This window comes from Nocardia sp. NRRL S-836, assembly GCF_001279525.1.
Lineage (GTDB): Bacteria > Actinomycetota > Actinomycetes > Mycobacteriales > Pseudonocardiaceae > Lentzea.
The window spans coordinates 12,601-31,231 of sequence record NZ_LGDY01000100.1; the positions used below are offsets into that span (position 1 = coordinate 12,601).

Below are 18,631 nucleotides of genomic sequence, written 5' to 3' on the forward strand. Positions count from 1 at the left end.
ATGCCCCGGCCGAGCACCCCTCTCTTGAGCCCCGACCGCATCCGGTCGGTGGCACTGGCCATCATCGACCGCGACGGCCTCGACGGCCTGTCGATGCGCAGGCTCGCCGCGGAGCTGGGCGTGCAGGCCGCGTCGCTGTACGGGCACGTGAAGACGAAGGACGCGCTGCTCAACGACGTGGCCTCGGCGATCCTGTCGTCGATCGACCTGTCGGGCTTCGGCTCGGGCGACTGGCGCGCCGGTCTGGTGCAGTGCGCGCGCTCCTACCGCGAGGCGCTGGCGTCGCACCCGAACATCGTGCCGTTCCTGGCGTACGGCCCGGCCGGCCGCGAGGAGTCGCTCAAGCGCCTGGACGTCATGCACGGCGCGCTCGTCGACGCCGGCTGGTCCCGCCGCGAGGCCACGATGATCGCCGCGGGGCTGCTGTACATCGTGTTCGGCTCGGCGCTGAGCTCGTTCTCCAGCGGCTTCTCCTCCGACCCCGCCGACTACTCCGGCCGCTACCCGCACCTCGACCGCGCCCACCTGCTGCCCGGCGTGGCCCGCGAGCTCGACCGCGACAGCTTCGAGCTGGCGCTCGCGGCGTTCGTCCGGGGCCTCTAGGGTTTCGGCGTGGCTGCTGCGAAGTCGAAGGCGATCGAGCTCGAGGTCGGTGACCAGCTGGTGCGGGTGTCCAACCCGGACAAGCCGTACTTCCCCGACCGGGGCATCACCAAGCGCCAGGTGGTCGAGTACTACCGCACCGTGGCGCCCGCGTTGCTGACCGTGCTGCGCGACCGCCCGGTGGTGCTGAAGCGCTACGTCGACGGTGTCGAGGGCGAGGCGTTCTACCAGAAGCGCGTGCCCAAGGGCGCCCCCGACTACGTCGAGACCGTGCAGGTCAGGTTCCCGTCCGGGCGGCCGGCCGACGAGATCTGCCCGACGTCGGAGGCCGCGATCGTGTGGGCCGCGAACCTCGGGACGTTCGACTTCCACCCGTGGCCGGTGCGGCGCCCCGACGTCGACCACCCGGACGAGCTGCGCATCGACCTCGACCCGCAGCCGGGCACGGACTTCCGCGACGCCGCCGCGGTCGCCGCCGTCCTGCGCGAGGTGCTCGCGGACGCGGGACTGACCGGCTACCCCAAGACCTCCGGCGGGCGCGGGATCCACGTGGCCGTGCGGATCCGGGCCGAGTGGGACTTCGTCGACGTCCGGCACGCCGTGATCGCGCTGGCCCGCGAGGTGGAGAAGCGGGCGCCGAAGCTCGCGACTTCGGCGTGGTGGAAGGAAGAACGCGGGGAGCGGGTGTTCATCGACTTCAACCAGGCCGCCCGTGACCGCACCATCGCCTCCGCCTGGTCGGTGCGGGGCACCCCGCGCGCGACCGTGTCCACGCCGGTGACCTGGGCCGATCTGTCCACTGTGGACCCGGACGACTTCGACGTGCTGACGGTGCCGCAGTACCTGGCCGAGCGCGGCGACCCGCACGCCGGGCTCGACTCGGAGGCGTTCGGGATCGAGACGCTGCTGGAGTGGTACGCGGCCGACCCGCGCGGGGAGATGCCCTACCCGCCGGACTACCCGAAGATGCCGGGCGAGCCGCTGCGGGTGCAGCCGTCGCGGGCCCGCAAGCAGGACTGATGGCGTTGCTGAGCCAACCGGCTGTATCGGGGACTGATGCAGCGGCGGGCCTCGTAGAATGGAGCGGACGAGAGGAGGTCGCCGTGACCCAGCCTTATGTGGTGCGGTACGTCGGCGGTCCCCTCGACGGCCGGGTCGACTCGCTGCCGTCCGTGCCGGAGGAACCGAAGCCGACGGTGACGTACGTGCACCTGCACGGCGGCCCGAAGATCGTGCACGTCTACGACCTGTCGTACACCGTCGAGTACGGGTGCGAGTACCGGCTGCGCGCCGAAGAGGCCTGAGTCCTCAGGTGTGAGAGCGCTCCCACGCTTGGGAGCCGCTCTGCCGCCGACTTCGAGAACATGATCTTGCCGTCCACCCGGTGCTCAGAATTGTCAGTGGGATAGGGCATGCTGGGGCACAGGTGTTCGAATGGCGGGAGGCAGCGCGATGGCGAAGAAGAGCGGGCTGTCGGCGGAGGACGTCGACAGCCTGCGCTCACAGCTGGACGGAGGCACTCAGCCGCTGGTCTGGTTCACGGCGGCCGCGGTGGGCATGGAGGAGGGGAGGTCGGCGAAGGTGCTCGCCTTCACCGATCCGGAGGAGGGCGACTTCATCCAGGTGCGCCCGACGGGGTCGAAGGACGAGATGTCGTTCGGCCCGTCCGAGCTCACGCTGGAGAAACCGCCGCCCCGCAAGAAACCCGCCACACCACCCGCTGCGCCGCCGGAGCCGCCGCGAGAGACTGTGATCGAGTACCCCTACGTCCCGGAGGCGCCGGTGAAGCCCGCGGCCCCCAAGCCGAAACCCGCCCCTGCCGCCGAAGCGCCCGCGCCGGCGAAGCCCGCCCGCAAGCCGGCGGGCGCGAAGGCCGCGCCCGAGGTCACCGTCACGTTGGTGAGCGCCGGTGAGGGCGAGTGGACCGTCGAGGTCATGCAGGGCGCCCGCAAGTCGGTGCGGCCCACGCCGGTTGCCCCGGCCGCCGTCGCGCAGGCCGCGAAGCTGCTCACGCCCGAGGTCGCCGAGATCGTCGAGGGCGTTCTCAGCGCGGCGCGTGCCCAGCAGCTCGCACGGGTGGAGCAACTGCGCGCCGAACTGGAGGCCGCTCAGAAGGCGCTGGAAGACCTGGGCGCGTAGCGCGGTCACCGGCTGCGACCGCACCGGTGGTTGTGCGGACGCGTTCGGGTGAGAGGGCTTCCCAGGGCTGGTGCCGGGGCGGACCGTGGGATGCGCGGAGGTCCCGCTGGTCCGGCTTGTTGACGGGGAGGCCCTGATGGGTACGTGTGGGTGCTGTTCCGGGTGCACGGGTCCCGGCTGCGGCTGTTGTTCGAGCTGCTGACACCAGAACCTGGCCGGGGAGCCCTCCACCTCAGGAGGGCTCCCCGCTGGCTTTCCGCCGGTCGAAAGCGTTGCGCCGCAACGTGACCATGCTGTCACCGGTCAGGCCGGCAGCCGGTCAGGGCGGGCAGACCGTGCCGTTCGTCGGCACCTTCGCGTCGACCAGGTAGTCGCGCACGGCCGTGGTCGCGCAGCCCGACAGCCCCAGTGCGCCGTGCCCGCTGCCCTGCCACCCGATCAGCACCGATCCCGGCAGCCGCTGGGCCGCGTGCTCGGTCCCGGACGCGGGCGTCGCCGGGTCGTCGGCGGTGCTGAGCAGCACGATCGGCGGCGCGCTCTTCACCGGGTCGACCTTCGTGAGGGTCGGCACCGGGAACGGGCTGCAGTGCAGCAGCTGCCGGGCGAACAGCGTGCCGAACAGGGGGTGCTTGCCCTGCCAGTCCGTCGTCAGCGCCTTCACCCGATCCGGTGGAATCCGGGTCGTGGTGTCGTTGCAGCTGATCACCAGTCCGGCGTCGAAGCGCGGCGGGTTCTCGTCGGAGTCGCCGACCAGCGGGTTGAGGAACGTGAACAGCGCGCTGCCGTCGCCGGCGCGGGCCTTCACGATCGCGTCGGCCAGCGCGGGCCAGCGCGGGCGGTCCTGCAGGCCGGACAGGATCGCGTTGAGCGCGGACCCGGCCGTGAGGTCGACGTACTCGCCGTTGATGCGGGAGGTGCGGAGCTGGGCGAGCAGCGCGGTCACCTCGTCGCGCGGCTTGGCCAGGCCGCAGCCGCGGGCCTGGCAGTCGCGGGCGAACGCCTCGAACGTCGCCTCGGCGGCCGCCGCACGTGACTCGAGGACCCCGGTCTGGTCGAGCGTCGGGTCGTGTGCGCCGTCGAGCACGGTGCGGCCGATGCGGTTCGGGTAGCGCTGGGCGTAGGTGGCGACGACCCGCGAGCCCTCGCCGACGCCGATGACGTTGAGCCGGTCGGTGCCGAGGTGGTCGCGGAGCCGTTCGAGGTCGGCGGCCGCACGCCACGAGTCGAACGCGGTCAGCCTGCCCTCCAGGTCGAGCACGCACTCCTGGGACGCCTCACCGGCGGCGACCACGAGGCTCGACTGTTCGGTCTCGGCGGGGTCGTACTCGACGAGCGCCGCGCGCGTCCCGGCCGGCACGCACGCCATGCCCTCCGAACGCCCGGTGCCCCGCCGGTCCATGCCGATGACCGTGTAGGTGCTCAGCAGGTCCTTCGGCATCGCCGCCGCGATCCGCGCTGCCTTCACCGTGCCGGGTTCGCCGCCGGGGTCGCTGACCACGACCAGCGCGTTCTTGCCCGTGCCGACCCGCGTCAGCGCGATGCTGAGCGAGCCGCGACCGGGCCGTCCCGGCGCGTCGAGCACGGTCGTCATGCGCGCGCACTCGTACTTCTGGTCGCCCTCGGGCACGTTCGTGCCGATGCGGTCGCGCATCTGCTCACCGCAGGGCGACCACGCGAGCGAGTCGGCCCGGTAGTCCTGCAGCGGCGGGACGGGCTGCGGGCCCGCGAGCGTGCTCTGGTCGACGGGCTGGTTCTCCTCGCCCTTGACCGCGATCACCGGCCGGAGCGAGGGTCCGGCGCTGCACGCCGTCAGCACGCTCACTGCCAGCAGGACCAGGGCAGCGCGACGCACAGGTGTTCCTCACTCTCATCCAGCTCAGGCTCCGGTCGAGCCTCGCACGCCCCAGGTGAGAACAAGGTGAGTCAGGCCGCTCCCGGCCTGTGGGAAATCACATCGGGTGCCGAAGCGGTGTGCGGCACGATGGTGGTCATGGCTCAGGTGGACAGTGCTCCCGTCGCCAGGCTGATGGGCGCGGTCCCGCCACCGGCGCTCGTGCTGATCGGCATCGTGAGCGTCCAGGTCGGCGCCGCCTTCGCCAAGCGGCTGTTCGAGGTCCTGGGTGCGGCCGGGACGGTGTCGCTGCGCCTGTTCCTCGCCGCCGTGGTGCTGTTGCTGATCTGGCGGCCGTCGGTGCGCGTGGACCGCCGCACGCTGCTGGTCGTCGCGGGCTACGGCACGGTCCTGGCCGCGATGAACCTCACCTTCTACCAGGCGCTGGACCGCATCCCGCTCGGCGCCGCGGTGACGATCGAGTTCCTCGGCCCGCTCGCGGTGGCCGTCGCCGGGTCACGGCGCTGGCTCGACGGCCTGTGGGCGTTGCTGGCGGCCGGCGGCGTGCTGCTGCTGACCCGCGCCGAGGGCGGTCTCGCACCGGGCGGCGTGCTGTTCGCGCTGGCAGCGGCGGCGTGCTGGGCCGGGTACATCCTGCTGACGGCCAAGCTCGGCAGCCAGACCTCCGACGGCAAGGGCCTGGCGCTGGCGATGGCCGTGGGCGCGCTGGTCGCGTTGCCGTTCGGCGTCACGTCGGCGGGCGCGGCGTTGTTCGACCCGGTGGTGCTGGCCGCGGGCCTCGCGGTGGCGCTGATGTCGTCGGTCGTGCCCTACTCGCTGGAGCTGCAGGCGTTGCGCCGCATCCCGCCGCGCGTGTTCGGGATCCTGATGTCGCTCGAACCCGCGGTCGCCGCGGTGGCCGGGCTGCTGGTGCTGGGAGAGCAGCTCAAACCGGCGCAGTGGGCCGCCGTGTGCTGTGTGGTCATCGCTTCCGTGGGCGCCACACGATCCGCACGGCCCGAGGTCTAACGCGCCCGCAGCTCGCCCTTGAGCACCGACGCCACGTCGTAGCGCGCCGGGACCTCCAGCTGGTCGTACCGGCACGACAACGGCTCGCGGTCCGGCCGCCACCGCGCGAACTGGCCGTTGTGCCGCAACCGCACGGGCGCGTCGCCCTCGGTCTGCGTGTAGTGGATCTCCAGCACCCGCTCCGGCCGCAGCGCCACGTACTGCGCCTGCTGCCCGCGCCACCGGTTGATCTCGCCGGGGATCCGCTGCCCCGGCTGCGGGTGCGCCCATGGGTGCGCGTCGGAGGTGGTGATCAACGGCGCCAGCCCGTCCGCCAGCTCACGGCGTTCGGCGGCCTTGAAGGAGCCGCAGACGCCGATGTGGTGCAGCACGTCGTTGTCGTCGTAGACACCGAGCAGCAGCGAACCGACGGCCGTGCCCGGTTCGGTGTCCTTGTGCCACCGCAGCCCCGCCAGCACGACGTCGGCCGTGCGCGCGTGCTTGACCTTGATCATCGACCGCTTGCCGGGCGTGTACGGGCCGTCGGCGAGCTTGCCCATCACGCCGTCCAGCCCCGCGCCCTCGAAGAGCGTGAACCACTCGCGCGCGGTCCGGGCGGACGTCGTCGCGGGCGTCACGTTCAGGCCGGGCAGGTCGAGCAACGCCGCCCGGCGCGCCACCGTCGGCGACTCCAGCAGCACCTCGGACCCCAGCGCGAGCAGGTCGAACGCCACGAACGTCGCCGGTGACGTCTCGGACAGCATCGTCACCCGCGAGGCCGCCGGGTGGATGCGCTCGGCCAACGCGTCGAAGTCCAGCTCCTCGTCGCGTGCCACGACGAGCTCGCCGTCGACGACCACGCGCTCGGGCAGCACGTCGAGCATCGACGCCACGACTTCGGGGAAGTAGCGGTTCAGCGGCTTGCCGCTGCGCGACTGCAGGAACACCTCGTCACCGGAGCGGAACACCACGCAGCGGAAGCCGTCCCACTTCGGTTCGAACAGCAGCTCGCCCGAGTCGGGGATGCCGTCCACGGCGGTGGCCAGCATCGGCTGGAGGGGCGGTGTCAGCGGCAGGTCCACGCGGCACATCCTGCCCCGTCAGCTGGAATCCCGCCGCCGGTACCGCAACAACAGCACGTCCTGTGCGCGCAGCACCGACCGCAGCTCCAGCTCCGCCGGGGGCACGACCGGGCCGCGCGCGATCCGCCCGGCGGCGCCCGCCGCGAGCACCGGCGCCACGGTCAGGTTCAGCTCGTCCACCAGCCCGGCCGCGACCATCGACCCGAACAGCGCGGGCCCGCCCTCGAGGTCGACCCGCCGCAACCCGCGGGCCGCCAGCTCCCGCACCGCCAGCGCCAGGTCGACCTCGTCCTCACCGGCGACGACCACGTCCGCGGGCAGCTCCGGGAGCCGGGCGCGTGCCGTCGTGATCACGATCGGCGGGACCGCCGCGTCGGTGAACAGCGGCAGGTCGGCGGTGAGGCTGCCGCGCGCCGTGACCACCGCGATCGGCAATGCCGGTGCCAGCCCGAGCCGTTCCCGCCGCGCGAGGTCGGGCCGCGCACCCCGGTAACCCTCCGCGAGCACCGTGCCCGCGCCCACCAGCACCACGTCCGCGAGGTCACGTCCCAGCAGGTAGATCTGCTTGTCCGCGGGGGAGCCCAGCCCGGCCGACCGCCCGTCGACCGTGACCGCACCGTCCACGCTGGACACGAAGTTCGCGGTCACCCACGTCCGGTCCGGCGGGTAGGCGTAGAGCGACTCCAGCGCTGTGTCGGTCATCTCAACGCCCGGTGAGGGCCACAACATCTGCACGATCCCATCCCATCACGCCGATAGGCTGCCGGGCATGCGCCTGTCCGACCGGGATCCCCAGATCGGGGCCGACGAGCTCGTCGACAGCCTGGTGCCGCCGCCCAGGTTCGACCACGTCAGCTTCGACAGCTACATCCCCAACCCGGACGAGCCCAGCCAGGCCGCCGCGGTGAAGGCCGGCCAGGAGTTCGCGGCCCGCGTGAGCGCGCGCCGCAAGAAGTGGTCGCTGTTCGGCAGGGGCGAGGACGAGGGCAAGCTCGGCCTGTACCTCGACGGCGGCTTCGGCGTCGGCAAGACCCACCTGCTCGCCTCGCTGTGGCACGCCGTCCCCGGCCCCAAGGCGTACGGCACGTTCGTCGAGCTCACCAACCTCGTCGGTGTCCTGACGTTCCCCGAGGCGGTCAAGCGGCTGAGCGGGCACCGGCTGCTCGCCATCGACGAGTTCGAGCTCGACGACCCCGGCGACACGATGCTGGTCACCCGGCTGATCAAGGAGCTGACCGCGCAGGGCGTGTTCGTCGCCGCCACCTCCAACACCCTGCCCGACAAGCTCGGCGAGGGCCGGTTCGCCGCCGCGGACTTCCTGCGCGAGATCCAGTCGATGTCCGCGAAGTTCGACGTCGTGCGCGTCGACGGCCCCGACTACCGCCACCGCGGCCTGCCCGACGCCCCGCCGCCGATGACCGACGACGAGCTGGAGGAGCGTGCCCGGCGCAAGCCCGGCTCGACCCTCGACGACTTCGCTGACCTGCTCCAAGCCCTCGCCCGCATCCACCCGTCCAAGTACGGTCGGCTCGTGGACGGGGTCAGCACCGTGCACCTGCGCGGCGTCACCCCCGCCCCCGACCAGTCGGTGGCGTTGCGGCTGGTCGCGCTGGGTGACCGGCTCTACGACCGCGACATCCCGGTCGCGGTGTCCGGGCGGCCGCTCTCGGAGCTCTTCACCGACGAGATGCTGCGCGGCGGCTACCGCAAGAAGTACCTGCGCGCGGTGTCCCGGTTGGTGGCGCTGAGCCGCTGAAACTCCCCCGAACGGCGAGTTTGGATCCGGTGTCCTTCGAGTATCCCCTGGAAGACGAGCGGGAATGATGACGTCCCGACGTCCCTCCCGGAGGCCCCGATGCTGAGCGAAGCCGAACGCCGCTCCCTCGACGAGATCGAGCAGCGGCTCCGCACCGAAGAACCCGGCCTGGCCCGTGCCATGACGAGCTCGCGGTCCGCGCGACCGTGGCTGTTCTGGCTCCTGCTGGTCGTGTTCGGCGGGTTGACCGTGCTGTGCCTGACGATCTCCGCGGTCGGGCCGGCGTTCCAGTGCCTGCTGGTGACCGCCGGCGTGCTCGTGTGGCACCGGCACCCCATACGCATCCGCTGACGTCCGGCACAGCGGCCCCGGCGGAAACTCGGTGGCGCCCGGAGCCCCGCTGCCTCGACCATCTCGGGCGTGGGCTATCTGGAAGCGAACGGGCTGGCGTACGCACTCCCCGACGGCAGGGAGCTGTTCCGCGACGTCTCGTTCAAGGTGAGCGGCGGGACGGTGGTCGCGCTGGTCGGTGCGAACGGCGTGGGCAAGACGACGCTGCAACGCATCCTGTCCGGTGAGCTGACGCCCAAGCAGGGCAGCGTGCACGTGCAGGGCGGCCTCGCGGTGATGCCCCAGTTCATCGGCTCGGTGCGCGACGACACGCTGGTCAGGGACCTGCTGCTGGCCATCGCACCCCACGCGCTGCGGACGGCCGCCAAGGAGCTCGACGACGCCGAGCTCGCGTTGATGGACACCGACGACGAAGCCGCCCAGATGCGGTACGCGACCGCGCTCACCAACTACGGCGAGGCCGGCGGCTACGACGTCGAGGTGCTCTGGGACACCGTCACGGTGGCGGCGCTCGGCCTGCCCTACGACCGCGCGCGGTTCCGCGAGGTCCGCACCCTCTCCGGTGGCGAGCAGAAGCGGCTGGTGCTGGAGACGTTGCTGCGCGGCCACGAGCAGGTGCTGCTGCTCGACGAGCCGGACAACTACCTCGACGTGCCCGGCAAGCGCTGGCTGGAGGAGCGGCTGCGGGCCACCGACAAGGCCGTGCTGGTCGTGAGCCACGACCGCGAGCTGCTCGCGAACGCCGCCACCCACGTCGTCACGGTCGAGGCGCACTCGGCGTGGACGCATCCCGGCTCGTTCGCGACGTGGCACGACGCTCGCGCGAAACGCATCGAGAAGCTGCTCGAAGACCACCGCCGCTGGAACGAGGAGCACGAACGCCTCAAGGAGCTCGTGCGCACGTTGCAACAGCAGGCGAAGTACTACGAGTCGATGGCACCGAAGTACCGCGTGATGGCCGCACGGCTGCAACGGTTCGAGGACGCCGGCCCGCCACCGGAGCTCCCGCAGGACGAGAAGGTCACCCCGCGGCTGCGGGGCGGCCGCACCGGCGTCCGCGCGATCACGTGCGAGCAGCTGGAGCTGACCGGCCTGATGAAACCGTTCTCGCAGGAGATCTTCTTCGGCGACCGGGTCGCGGTGCTGGGGTCGAACGGCTCCGGCAAGAGCCACTTCCTGCGCCTGCTCGGCGGTGACGACGTCCGCACGACCGGCGCGTGGAAGCTCGGCGCGCGCGTCGTGCCCGGCCTGTTCGCGCAGACGCACGAGCACCCGGAGTGGGTCGGCCGCACGCTCGTCGACATCCTCTGGCACGGCGACGACCAGCGCGGCGGCAAGGACCGGGGCGCCGCGATGTCGGTGTTGCGCCGCTACGGCCTGCACCACGCGGGTGACCAGCGGTTCGAGAACCTCTCCGGCGGCCAGCAGGCGCGGTTCCAGATCCTGCTGCTGGAGCTGTCCGGTGCGACGCTGCTGCTGCTCGACGAACCGACCGACAACCTCGACCTCGCCTCGGCGGAGGCGTTGCAGAACGCCCTGGGCGACTTCGAGGGCACCGTCGTCGCGGTCACGCACGACCGCTGGTTCGCCCGGTCGTTCGACCGCTTCCTGCACTTCCGCGCGGACGGCCGGGTGTCCGAGGTGGACGAACCGGTCTGGACCTAGCTCTCACGGATCCGTGCCGTCAGGCGAACTCCCAGTACACGAAGGCGCCGTCGTCGACCACGCCGCCCGTCTTGCGGTAGGTGGCCTGCGCCGCCGTGTCGCCCGAGGCGGTGCCGGTCCACATCGTGTAGCAACCCCGCTGCACCGCAAGGGTTTTGAGCGCCTCGACCAGCGCGCTGCCGATGCCGCGGCGCAGGAACGCGTCGGCCACGCCCAGCTCGTACAGGAACATCTCGGTGCCCTTGTCCGGGTGCGTCATCTCCACCCCGGTGACGAACCCGGCCGCCTGCTCACCGATGTGGGCGATCAGCAGGTGGTGGTGGTCCCGCGCGAGGAACCGCGCCGTCGCGTCCGGCCGCGGCGGCGCGTCGAACAGGTGCGCGGCGGCGGACACGTCGTCGGCGGAGGCGGCGCGGCGGATCTTCATGTGCCCAGGCTAAGCAATCCGCTTCCCATCTCCGTGCGGTGCAACCGCTGGCGTGTCGGAGGCGCTCATTCGACGTGCGCGGGCAGCTTCCCGTTCTTGACCAGCGCGGTCAGCTCCGCGTGGTCGGCCTCGGTCTGGTCGGCGTAGTCGAACGCGTACTTCGCGAACGCCTCGTCCAGGTCCTCGCCGCCGCCGTTGCGGAAGTACCCGGCCAGCAGTCGCGGGTCGAGTGAACGGGTGTGCGCGCGGGCCAGCAGGGCGCCCGCGAACCGGCCGTAGTCGTCCAGGTCGTCGCGCTTCAACGTGGTCGCGTCGATCTCGCCCTTGCGGTTGCGGAACTGCCGCACGATGAACGGGCGGCCCTCGATCGTCGTCCAGCCCAGCAGGATGTCCGTCTCGGCCTGCACGAGCCGTGCGCCGTGCACGATCCGCTTGCCCTCGTGCTTGGCCGGGGCGACGTCGAGGAACGGCCGCAGCGCGGACGGCCTGGCCTCCTTGGCCTGCAGCACGAGTGCCTCGCTGCCGTTGCCGTGCAGCAGGACGAGGTAGTTGCGCAGGCCGACGCTGCCGGTGCCGACGACGCGGAACGCCACGTCCGACACGCCGAAGCGCATGATCAGGTTGGTGCGGGACTCGCGCAGGGTGTCCACGTAGGACGGCAGCGCGGCGACCACCGCGTCCGCGGTCTCCTGCGTGACGCCGGTGAGGGTCGGCGGGTTCGTGATGAACCGCCACCTCTCGCCGTCGTGCGCGGTCCACTTCGCGGCGAACCGGGCGCTGGTGTTCTTGCGCGACTTCTCCGCCGCCTTGCTGAAGTCGTTGAGCAGGTCGTCGGCCTTGACCTTCGACAGCGTCGACTCGTCGCCCAGCGCGGTCCACGAGTCCATGAACGGGATCTCGGCGAGGTGCTTGATCACGGTGCGGTAGGCGCGCACGGCGTCCTCGGCGGCGTCGCGGCAGCCCTTCTCCGACACGCCACCCGTTCGCCCGGCGAGCACCAGCGACGCGACGAGCCGTTTGAGGTCCCACTCCCACGGACCGGGCAGCGTCTCGTCGAAGTCGTTGATGTCCATGACGATCTGACCCTCGGGCGTGCCGTAGAGGCCGAAGTTCGCGGCGTGCGCGTCACCGCACAGCTGGGCGTGCAGGCCGGTCGACACACCGGCGGCGAGGTCACCGGCCTGCAGGCCCGCGGCACCGCGGAAGAACGCGAACGGGTTGGCCAGCATCCGCCCGATCCGCAACGGGATCAGGTGCTCCAGCCGTCCCTCGTTGCTCGCGTGCACGAACTCCAGCACGGAGGGACGCGCCGGGGCCAGTGACACGGCCCGGTGCGCCTTGAAGTCCACAGAGGACCGCAAAGCGCGGCCCTGTGCGTAGACCTCCTCCGGCTCCACCCAGCGGCCCAGAGCGGCAGCGGCCCGCACGCGTACCCGTTCACCCATACGAGTCATGATGCCCGCGCCGCACGGATGTCGTGGCCCGTCCGGCGCATTTGTGACCTGGCGGGAGTGCCGATTCGCCCATACAGGTATGAACCGTCAGGCCTGGGCCGCTTTCGCCGCCCGTTCGATCTCCGCGCGGCGGTCCTCCCAGAACGCCGCGTCCCGCTGCGCCGTCTCCACCGAGCCGTCGAGCTGCTCGCGCAGGACGTCGGCGTGACCGGCGTGCCGGTTGGTCTCGGTGAGCACGTGCACGAGCACGTTGAACAGCATGACGTCCGGCCGCGGCCACCACGGCACGTGGCCGGGTGCGTCGACGGGCAGCGCGGCGATGGTCGCGTCGGAGTGCTCCCAGGCCCGCCGGTAGCCGTCGACGATCCCGGCGCGCGTCTCGTGCTCGGTCACCCACAGGTCGGCGCCGCGCACCGCCAGGTCGTCCCAGCGGGGCAGCGGCGCGGGGAACGGCCGGCCGAAGACCTCGCCGAAGTAGCGGGACTCCGTGAGGGTCAGGTGCTTGACCAGGCCGAGCAGGTTCGTGCCGGTCGTGGTCAGCGGCCGGCGGACGTCGTACTCGCTCAGCCCGTCGAGCTTGCGCACCATCACCTCACGGATCTCCCTGAGGTCGCCGTGCAGGTAGTCCTTCGCGAAGTCGTCGATCATGACGGCCAGGGTGCCACCGGTCATGCCGTGGGCGCGACGACCTCCGCGATCGCTTGCACACCCAGGTCGATCTCGTCGCGCGTGATCACCAGCGGGGGAGCGACGCGCAACGTGGACGCGTGCGTCTCCTTGCACAGCACGCCACGGTTGGACAGCGCCTCGGACGCCGCACGGCCGACCGGCCCGCCGGGCGCGATCTCCACACCGGCCCACAGCCCGCGCCCGCGCACCTCGGCGACACCGCGGCCGACGAGCTTGCCCAGCTCGCCGTGCAGGTAGCCGCCCAGCTCACGGGAGCGCTCCTGGAACTCGCCGGTCTCCAGCAGCCGCACGACCGCGCGGCCCACGGCGCACGCGAGCGGGTTGCCGCCGAACGTGGACCCGTGCTCGCCGGGCTTGAGCACGCCCAGCACCGCCTTCGACCCGACCACCGCGGACACCGGCAGGATGCCGCCGCCCAGCGCCTTGCCCAGCGTGTACAGGTCGGCGCGCACGCCCTCGTGGTCCAGGGCGAACAGCTCGCCGGTGCGGCCCAGGCCGGACTGGATCTCGTCGGCGATCATCAGCACGTTGTGCTCGTCGCACAGCCGGCGGATGCCCGCGAGGTAGCCGGCGGGCGGCACGACGACGCCGGCCTCGCCCTGGATCGGCTCGATCAGCACGGCCGCGGTGCGCTCGGTGATCGCGGACCCGACCTCGTCGAGGTCGCCGTACTTGACGACCTTGAAGCCCGGCGTGAACGGCCCGAAGTCGTTGCGCGCCGTCTCGTCGGTCGAGAACGACACGATGGTCGTCGTGCGGCCGTGGAAGTTGGACCCGGCCACGACGATCTCGGCGGTGCCCTCCGGCACGCCCTTGACCCGGTAGGCCCACTTGCGCGCCACCTTGATCGCGGACTCGACGGCCTCGGCGCCGGAGTTCATCGCGAGCACCAGCTCGGTGCCGGTGAGCTGGGCGAGCTCGCGGCAGAACAGGCCGAACTGGTCGTGGTGGAACGCGCGGCTGGTCAGCGTCACGCGGCCGAGCTGCTCGACGGCGGCGGCCACCAGAGCGGGGTGGCGGTGGCCGAAGTTCAGCGACGAGTAGCCGGACAGGAAGTCGAGGTAGCGGCGTCCCTCGACGTCGGTGACCCACGCCCCTTCGCCGTGCGAGATGACCACCGGCAGCGGGTGGTAGTTGTGGGTGCTCCACTCCTCGTCGAGTGCGACGTAGTCGGCGCCGGCCAGGTTCGTGGTTCCCGCGGTGTGGTGGGCAGCGATGGCGGTCATCCTCCAAGGCTAAGGGGCCAGACAGGCGATATCAGCCGTGATGCGTTGCGCCTGACCTCAGTTCGTTGCGTAGATTCGACAATTGGTGGCAGTTCCTTGCACAACCGGCGGAATCGGCGGTGAATCGCTACGGTCGGATCATGGCGAAGAAGTCGGTTCGTGCGGCGCTGCGGCTCGACGAGGTGGACCTCTCCACCCTCGACCCGGCCGGTCGTCCCATCGGCCCCAGGACGAAGAAGGAGGCGGCCGACGACCTCGCCGCCACCGGCACCGAGCTCGACGGGCTGCAGGAGGCTCTCTACGCGGAGAATTCTCGCGCGGTTCTGCTGGTGCTGCAGGGCATGGACACCTCCGGCAAGGGCGGCGTGGTCAGCCACGTCATGGGCCTGGTGAACCCGCAGGGCGTGCAGATCGCGTCGTTCAAGAAGCCCACCCCCGCGGAACGCCGCCAGCACTTCCTGTGGCGCATCCGCAAGCAGCTGCCGGAGAAGGGGCGCATCGGCGCGTTCGACCGCTCGCACTACGAGGACGTGCTGGTGCCGCGGGTGGAGAAGGTGCTGACCGCCGGGCAGCTGCGCGAGCGCTACCGCGAGATCAACGACTTCGAGTCCGAGCTCGCCGCCGGCGGTGTCACGCTGGTCAAGTGCTTCCTGCACATCTCGCCGGAGGTGCAGAAGGAACGGCTGCTCGCCCGGCTGGACGACCCGCGCAAGAACTGGAAGTACAACCCGGCCGACATCGACGTGCGCTCGAAGTGGTCGAAGTACCAGGAGGCGTACACGGAGGCGCTGAAGGCCTGCTCGGCGACGCCCTGGTACGCGGTCCCGGCCGACCGCAAGTGGTACCGCAACTGGGCGGTGAGCCGGCTGCTGCTGGAGACGCTGCGGGAGATGGACCCGAAGTTCCCGCCACCCGCCTACGACCTGGAGGCCGAGAAGGCCCGGCTGATCTCCGCCGACCCGTTGCGCTAGACGCAATCTTCGTTGCATCTCTTGCTTAGGCGTGGCGGTCTGGGCCACTGTGGGCTGTGCCGCCGCCGTTGATTATCCCGGAGGTGGGACGTGGGTGTGGACCGGCGACGTTTTCTCGGAGCCATGGGTGTGGGAGCGGGACTGCTGATGACCGGAGGAACCGCGCGGGCGGCGTCCGAGCCGACCGCGGCACTGGCCACCCGGAGAGTGTTCTTCGGCGCCTACACGACGTGGAGCGGTGGCGCGCAGGGCATCGGCATCGGCACCTACGACACCGCCTCCGGTCAGCTGCGGTCGACCGGCGTGATCAAGGGCGTCGTGAACCCGTCGTTCGTGGTCGAGTCGCGTGACGGCCGGTTCCTCTACGCGGTCAACGAGACCACCAGGGGCGAGGTCACCGCGGTCGACGCCACGTCGTCGAAGGTGATCAACAAGGCGGCCACCGGCGGTGCCGACCCGTGCCACCTGACGCTCGACCCGTCGGGCCGGTACCTGATCACCGCCGACTACTCGTCCGGCACGCTGAGCGTGTTCGGGCTGCGGGCCGACGGTGGCATCGGCGCGCGGACGCAGCTGGTGAAGCACCAGGGCTCCGGCCCCGACCCCGAGCGCCAGACGGGCCCGCACGCGCACCAGGTCCTGTTCGACCCGGCCGGCCGGTACGTCCTGGCCGTCGACCTCGGTGCCGACGCGGTGTTCACGTACTCGTTCGCCGGCGGCCGGCTGACCCCGGTGGCCACGGCGAAGCTCAAGCCCGGCGCCGGACCGCGGCACCTGGCGTTCCACCCGAACGGCCGGACGGCGTACGTGGCGAACGAGCTCGACTCGACCATCGTGTCGTGCGCGTACGCGGACGGGAAGCTCACGCCCGGCCAGGCGCTCAAGACCGCGCCGTCGGGCGGGGTGCGCAACTACCCGGCCGAGGTCCTGGTCTCCGGTGACGGCCGGTTCGTCTACCTGTCCAACCGCGGCCACGACAGCGTCGCGCAGTTCGCGGTGTCCGGTGCGGAGCTCTCGCTCGTGGGCACCACGCCGGTCGGCGGCAAGTACCCGCGGCACATCACGCTCGACCCGGCCGGGCGGTTCCTGTTCGCGGCCAACCAGAACTCGAACTCGGTGACGTCGTTCGCCGTGGACGCCGCGACCGGCAAGCTCAGCCCGGCCGGCACCGCGCTGACGACCCCGATCCCGGTCTGCGTGCTGCCGGCGCGCCTGGGCTGACGGCCTTCAGTGCGGTGGTGCTCCGGCCACGCGGGACTCGTGGCCGGAGCACCACCCGCACTCCACCCGGACAGGGCCGGGCAGGTTGCTCGCCTCCGCCCACTGAGCGGTCGCCGACACCCGGTACGCGATGTGTCGCGACTCCATTTGGTTAGATCATCCCCAGACGCCCGTTCTCGTGGGCGCATCTCTGGGGGATGAGTGAACAAGCGAGTTTGCGCTGCCGTGCTGGCGGTCGCCGTCCTGACCGCGGCATGCGGCGGTGAGCCGGTGGCAGCGCCGCCGACCACGACCACCACCACCACCACCACTACCACCACGGCGCCGCCCACCACGGCGGAGCTGGACGCGCGGGCCAAGGCGGCAATCGCCCCGCCCGCCGCGTTCGACGCTCTCGGCGGTGTGGTCAAGACCAGTGCACCGGCGAACGACAGCGAGCCGGGCGAGGAAGGCCAGGCCGTGGCCACCGTCTGCCAGGGCAGTCCGATCTTCGTCGACGGGGTGTCCGTCGCTCGCACCCGGGTCTGGACGGGACGGCTGAACCTGTTCCAGCGCGTCCACGCCACCGCGGACCGGCCGGCGGCCACCTTGGTCGAGTCGGTGCGGGCGAGGGTCAAGCTCTGTTCCGGGAGCAACACCGAACGCCGGATCAAGCTGAGCCTGCCGATCGCCGTCCCGCAGGGCGGCGTCGACGAGTTCTACGCGTACTGCCAGGCGAACCTGGACCCGGACCTCGTCCCGTGGTCGTGCCAGGCGGTGATGGGCCGCGGCACGCTCATCACGGTCGTGGTGGCTTCCAGCTCCACCCAGGAGGCGGCCGAGGCCCAGCTCGCCTCCGTGACGCCGATCTTCGCGGAGACCTTCGCCAAGGCGTGACGACGCGGTCCGCGGTGACGGGGCCGTAATCAGTTCGGTCCCGTCACCGCGTTCGTGTGATCATGCGCGGGTGAGTTCTCTGAGGGAGGTCACGGCCACCCGGTACGTGACGCCGTTCCGCGAGGGCGGTTCCATGCCGGGGCTGGTCGAGGCCGACGACCTGGGCATGTACGTGGTGAAGTTCCGCGGCGCCGGTCAGGGCATCAAGGTGCTCGTCGCCGAGGTGGTCGTGGGTGAGCTGGCGCGGCGGCTGGGCTTCCGGGTTCCGGAGATCGTGCTGGTGCACCTCGACCCGGAGCTGGCCCGCGCGGAACCCGACCAGGAGGTGCAGGAGCTGCTGCGCGCCAGCGGCGGGCTCAACCTGGGGTTCGACTACCTGCCCGGCTCGTTCGACTTCAACCCGGTCGTGCGCGATCCCGGCGAGGAGCTCGCGACGAGGCTGCTGTGGTTCGACGCGCTGACGCTCAACGTCGACCGCAGCTGGCGCAACCCGAACATGCTGCTGTGGCACCGGGAACCCTGGCTCATCGACCACGGCGCGAGCCTGTACTTCCACTACTCCTGGAGTGAGGACCGGCCCGCCACCAAGGAGTTCCGCTACGACGCCGCCGACCACGCCATGCTGCCCAACGCCGGTGCATTGTCCGAAGTGGACGCACAGCTGAGCGCGCGGGTCACGCCGGAGCTGCTCGACGAGGTGCTGGCACTGGTGCCGGACGAGTGGCTGGAGGGTGACCCGGCCGAGCTCCGGCAGCGGTACAAGGACTTCTTCGCCTACCGCCTCGTCCACCGCGGCTGGGTCGACTCGCTGGAGGCCGCGCGTGCCGCACGTGTTTGAGTACGCGCTGCTGCGGGCGGTGCCCCGGCAGGAGCGGGGCGAGTTCATGAACGTCGGCGTGATCGTCTACTGCGCCCCGCTGGACTTCCTGTGCGCGAAGACCCATGTGGACGGTGAGCGGCTGCGGGCGCTCGACCCGGCGCTCGACCTGGAGGTGCTGGAGGCCAGCCTCCGCCACCTCGCCACCTCCTGCGACGGCGCGCCCGCCGCGGGTCCGGTGAGCAGGACGACGATCGGGCAGCGGTTCCGCTGGCTCACGGCACCGCGCAGCACCATCGTGCAGACCTCGCCCGCGCACACCGGCTGGACCGACGACCCGTCCGCCGAGGTCACCCGTCTCTTCGAGGCGCTCGTCCTGCCTCCCGGGTAGGTTCGTCGCAACCTGAACGGGCGCACCGCGTCCCTAGGTGCAAAGCGAAACTGATGCGATCGGGGTTGGCGACACATGAGCGCTGGGTACCACCAGGGCTATCAGCAGCAGCGGCGTCCCATG

The 18,631-nt window shown here is 71.4% G+C and carries 21 protein-coding genes; 13 read left to right on the forward strand and 8 right to left on the reverse strand.

Annotated elements, in window-relative coordinates; translation table 11 throughout:
- The 4 genes from ADL03_RS19945 to ADL03_RS19960 all read left to right on the forward strand — a co-directional run bounded on the left by ADL03_RS19945 (position 1) and on the right by ADL03_RS19960 (position 2,742).
- The gene (locus ADL03_RS19945; RefSeq protein WP_053735016.1) at positions 1–603 is read left to right on the forward strand and encodes a TetR/AcrR family transcriptional regulator; all 603 of its coding nucleotides are present in this window, start codon (positions 1–3) and stop codon (positions 601–603) included.
- A gap of 9 nt (positions 604–612) precedes the next feature.
- Positions 613–1,623: a non-homologous end-joining DNA ligase gene (gene ligD / locus ADL03_RS19950; RefSeq protein ID WP_053735017.1), complete on the forward strand. Its 1,011-nt coding sequence runs from the start codon at positions 613–615 to the stop codon at positions 1,621–1,623.
- An 83-nt stretch (positions 1,624–1,706) separates the two neighbouring features.
- Positions 1,707–1,907, forward strand: a complete 201-nt coding sequence (locus ADL03_RS19955) for a hypothetical protein (protein WP_053735018.1) — start codon at positions 1,707–1,709, stop codon at positions 1,905–1,907.
- A gap of 130 nt (positions 1,908–2,037) precedes the next feature.
- Entirely contained in the window at positions 2,038–2,742 is a 705-nt protein-coding gene (locus ADL03_RS19960; protein WP_231642038.1) for a DUF6319 family protein, read from the forward strand.
- Between the two features lie 319 nt (positions 2,743–3,061).
- On the opposite strand, the gene ADL03_RS19965 is transcribed toward ADL03_RS19960, so the two are convergent.
- Positions 3,062–4,594, reverse strand: coding sequence for an alpha/beta hydrolase (locus tag ADL03_RS19965; protein ID WP_053735019.1), 1,533 nt, complete (start codon positions 4,592–4,594; stop codon positions 3,062–3,064).
- A 138-nt stretch (positions 4,595–4,732) separates the two neighbouring features.
- On the opposite strand from ADL03_RS19965, the gene ADL03_RS19970 reads away from it, so the two are divergent.
- On the forward strand, positions 4,733–5,602 hold the full coding sequence (locus tag ADL03_RS19970; protein ID WP_369808993.1) for a DMT family transporter: 870 nt from the start codon (positions 4,733–4,735) through the stop codon (positions 5,600–5,602).
- Here ADL03_RS19970 and ADL03_RS19975 read toward each other — a convergent pair.
- Positions 5,599–6,663: an ATP-dependent DNA ligase gene (locus ADL03_RS19975; protein ID WP_157528964.1), complete on the reverse strand. Its 1,065-nt coding sequence runs from the start codon at positions 6,661–6,663 to the stop codon at positions 5,599–5,601. The two genes, ADL03_RS19970 and ADL03_RS19975, sit on opposite strands and share 4 nt — an antisense overlap.
- A gap of 18 nt (positions 6,664–6,681) precedes the next feature.
- The gene (locus ADL03_RS19980) at positions 6,682–7,365 is read right to left on the reverse strand and encodes a dihydrofolate reductase family protein (RefSeq protein WP_231642039.1); all 684 of its coding nucleotides are present in this window, start codon (positions 7,363–7,365) and stop codon (positions 6,682–6,684) included.
- 67 nt (positions 7,366–7,432) lie between these two features.
- On the opposite strand from ADL03_RS19980, the gene zapE reads away from it, so the two are divergent.
- From zapE to ADL03_RS19995, 3 genes are all read left to right on the forward strand, one after another.
- Positions 7,433–8,419, forward strand: a complete 987-nt coding sequence (zapE, locus tag ADL03_RS19985; RefSeq protein WP_082373296.1) for a cell division protein ZapE — start codon at positions 7,433–7,435, stop codon at positions 8,417–8,419.
- A gap of 99 nt (positions 8,420–8,518) precedes the next feature.
- Positions 8,519–8,770: a DUF3040 domain-containing protein gene (locus ADL03_RS19990; protein WP_053735021.1), complete on the forward strand. Its 252-nt coding sequence runs from the start codon at positions 8,519–8,521 to the stop codon at positions 8,768–8,770.
- A 69-nt stretch (positions 8,771–8,839) separates the two neighbouring features.
- Positions 8,840–10,435: an ABC-F family ATP-binding cassette domain-containing protein gene (locus ADL03_RS19995; RefSeq protein ID WP_053735022.1), complete on the forward strand. Its 1,596-nt coding sequence runs from the start codon at positions 8,840–8,842 to the stop codon at positions 10,433–10,435.
- Positions 10,436–10,454: 19 nt separating this feature from the next.
- Here ADL03_RS19995 and ADL03_RS20000 read toward each other — a convergent pair whose 3' ends face one another.
- From ADL03_RS20000 to rocD, 4 genes are all read right to left on the reverse strand, one after another.
- On the reverse strand, positions 10,455–10,862 hold the full coding sequence (locus ADL03_RS20000) for a GNAT family N-acetyltransferase (RefSeq protein ID WP_053735023.1): 408 nt from the start codon (positions 10,860–10,862) through the stop codon (positions 10,455–10,457).
- A 65-nt stretch (positions 10,863–10,927) separates the two neighbouring features.
- Positions 10,928–12,307: a DUF2252 domain-containing protein gene (locus ADL03_RS20005; RefSeq protein ID WP_157528966.1), complete on the reverse strand. Its 1,380-nt coding sequence runs from the start codon at positions 12,305–12,307 to the stop codon at positions 10,928–10,930.
- A gap of 96 nt (positions 12,308–12,403) precedes the next feature.
- Positions 12,404–12,988, reverse strand: coding sequence for a DinB family protein (locus tag ADL03_RS20010; RefSeq protein ID WP_231642040.1), 585 nt, complete (start codon positions 12,986–12,988; stop codon positions 12,404–12,406).
- Entirely contained in the window at positions 12,985–14,232 is a 1,248-nt protein-coding gene (gene rocD, locus ADL03_RS20015) for an ornithine--oxo-acid transaminase (RefSeq protein ID WP_053735025.1), read from the reverse strand. Before rocD ends, ADL03_RS20010 begins: the two co-directional genes overlap by 4 nt.
- 140 nt (positions 14,233–14,372) lie before the next feature.
- Between rocD and ADL03_RS20020 the strand changes: the two genes are divergently transcribed.
- Together ADL03_RS20020 and ADL03_RS20025 are read left to right on the forward strand one after the other, a co-directional pair.
- Positions 14,373–15,203: a PPK2 family polyphosphate kinase gene (locus ADL03_RS20020; RefSeq protein ID WP_053735026.1), complete on the forward strand. Its 831-nt coding sequence runs from the start codon at positions 14,373–14,375 to the stop codon at positions 15,201–15,203.
- A 147-nt stretch (positions 15,204–15,350) separates the two neighbouring features.
- On the forward strand, positions 15,351–16,424 hold the full coding sequence (locus ADL03_RS20025; protein WP_197288480.1) for a lactonase family protein: 1,074 nt from the start codon (positions 15,351–15,353) through the stop codon (positions 16,422–16,424).
- A gap of 6 nt (positions 16,425–16,430) precedes the next feature.
- Here ADL03_RS20025 and ADL03_RS47210 read toward each other — a convergent pair whose 3' ends face one another.
- On the reverse strand, positions 16,431–16,571 hold the full coding sequence (locus ADL03_RS47210; RefSeq protein ID WP_157528968.1) for a hypothetical protein: 141 nt from the start codon (positions 16,569–16,571) through the stop codon (positions 16,431–16,433).
- A gap of 54 nt (positions 16,572–16,625) precedes the next feature.
- On the opposite strand from ADL03_RS47210, the gene ADL03_RS20030 reads away from it, so the two are divergent.
- The 3 genes from ADL03_RS20030 (at position 16,626) to ADL03_RS20040 (ending at position 18,508) form a co-directional block, all read left to right on the forward strand.
- Complete coding sequence (locus ADL03_RS20030) at positions 16,626–17,300, forward strand: hypothetical protein (protein ID WP_157528970.1); 675 nt, start codon at positions 16,626–16,628, stop codon at positions 17,298–17,300.
- A 70-nt stretch (positions 17,301–17,370) separates the two neighbouring features.
- Positions 17,371–18,138 (forward strand): HipA family kinase, encoded by a 768-nt coding sequence (locus tag ADL03_RS20035; RefSeq protein WP_157528972.1) that lies wholly within the window; start codon positions 17,371–17,373, stop codon positions 18,136–18,138.
- Positions 18,122–18,508 (forward strand): DUF3037 domain-containing protein, encoded by a 387-nt coding sequence (locus ADL03_RS20040; protein ID WP_053735029.1) that lies wholly within the window; start codon positions 18,122–18,124, stop codon positions 18,506–18,508. The genes ADL03_RS20035 and ADL03_RS20040 overlap by 17 nt, the downstream gene beginning before the upstream one ends.
- The last annotated feature ends 123 nt before the right edge of the window (positions 18,509–18,631 follow it).

What these genes read in the sequence shown, in the direction of transcription:
- ADL03_RS19945 (WP_053735016.1), top strand. Translation starts at nt 1, where the DNA reads ATGCCCCGGCCGAGCACCCCTCTCTTGAGCCCCGACCGCATCCGGTCG.
- ADL03_RS19960 (WP_231642038.1), top strand. Translation starts at nt 2,038, where the DNA reads ATGGCGGGAGGCAGCGCGATGGCGAAGAAGAGCGGGCTGTCGGCGGAG.
- ADL03_RS19970 (WP_369808993.1), top strand. Translation starts at nt 4,733, where the DNA reads ATGGCTCAGGTGGACAGTGCTCCCGTCGCCAGGCTGATGGGCGCGGTC.
- ADL03_RS19980 (WP_231642039.1), bottom strand. Translation starts at nt 7,365, where the DNA reads ATGACCGACACAGCGCTGGAGTCGCTCTACGCCTACCCGCCGGACCGG.
- zapE (WP_082373296.1), top strand. Translation starts at nt 7,433, where the DNA reads ATGCGCCTGTCCGACCGGGATCCCCAGATCGGGGCCGACGAGCTCGTC.
- ADL03_RS19990 (WP_053735021.1), top strand. Translation starts at nt 8,519, where the DNA reads ATGCTGAGCGAAGCCGAACGCCGCTCCCTCGACGAGATCGAGCAGCGG.
- ADL03_RS20000 (WP_053735023.1), bottom strand. Translation starts at nt 10,862, where the DNA reads ATGAAGATCCGCCGCGCCGCCTCCGCCGACGACGTGTCCGCCGCCGCG.
- ADL03_RS20005 (WP_157528966.1), bottom strand. Translation starts at nt 12,307, where the DNA reads ATGGGTGAACGGGTACGCGTGCGGGCCGCTGCCGCTCTGGGCCGCTGG.
- ADL03_RS20010 (WP_231642040.1), bottom strand. Translation starts at nt 12,988, where the DNA reads ATGACCGGTGGCACCCTGGCCGTCATGATCGACGACTTCGCGAAGGAC.
- rocD (WP_053735025.1), bottom strand. Translation starts at nt 14,232, where the DNA reads ATGACCGCCATCGCTGCCCACCACACCGCGGGAACCACGAACCTGGCC.
- ADL03_RS20020 (WP_053735026.1), top strand. Translation starts at nt 14,373, where the DNA reads ATGGCGAAGAAGTCGGTTCGTGCGGCGCTGCGGCTCGACGAGGTGGAC.
- ADL03_RS20025 (WP_197288480.1), top strand. Translation starts at nt 15,351, where the DNA reads ATGACCGGAGGAACCGCGCGGGCGGCGTCCGAGCCGACCGCGGCACTG.
- ADL03_RS47210 (WP_157528968.1), bottom strand. Translation starts at nt 16,571, where the DNA reads ATGGAGTCGCGACACATCGCGTACCGGGTGTCGGCGACCGCTCAGTGG.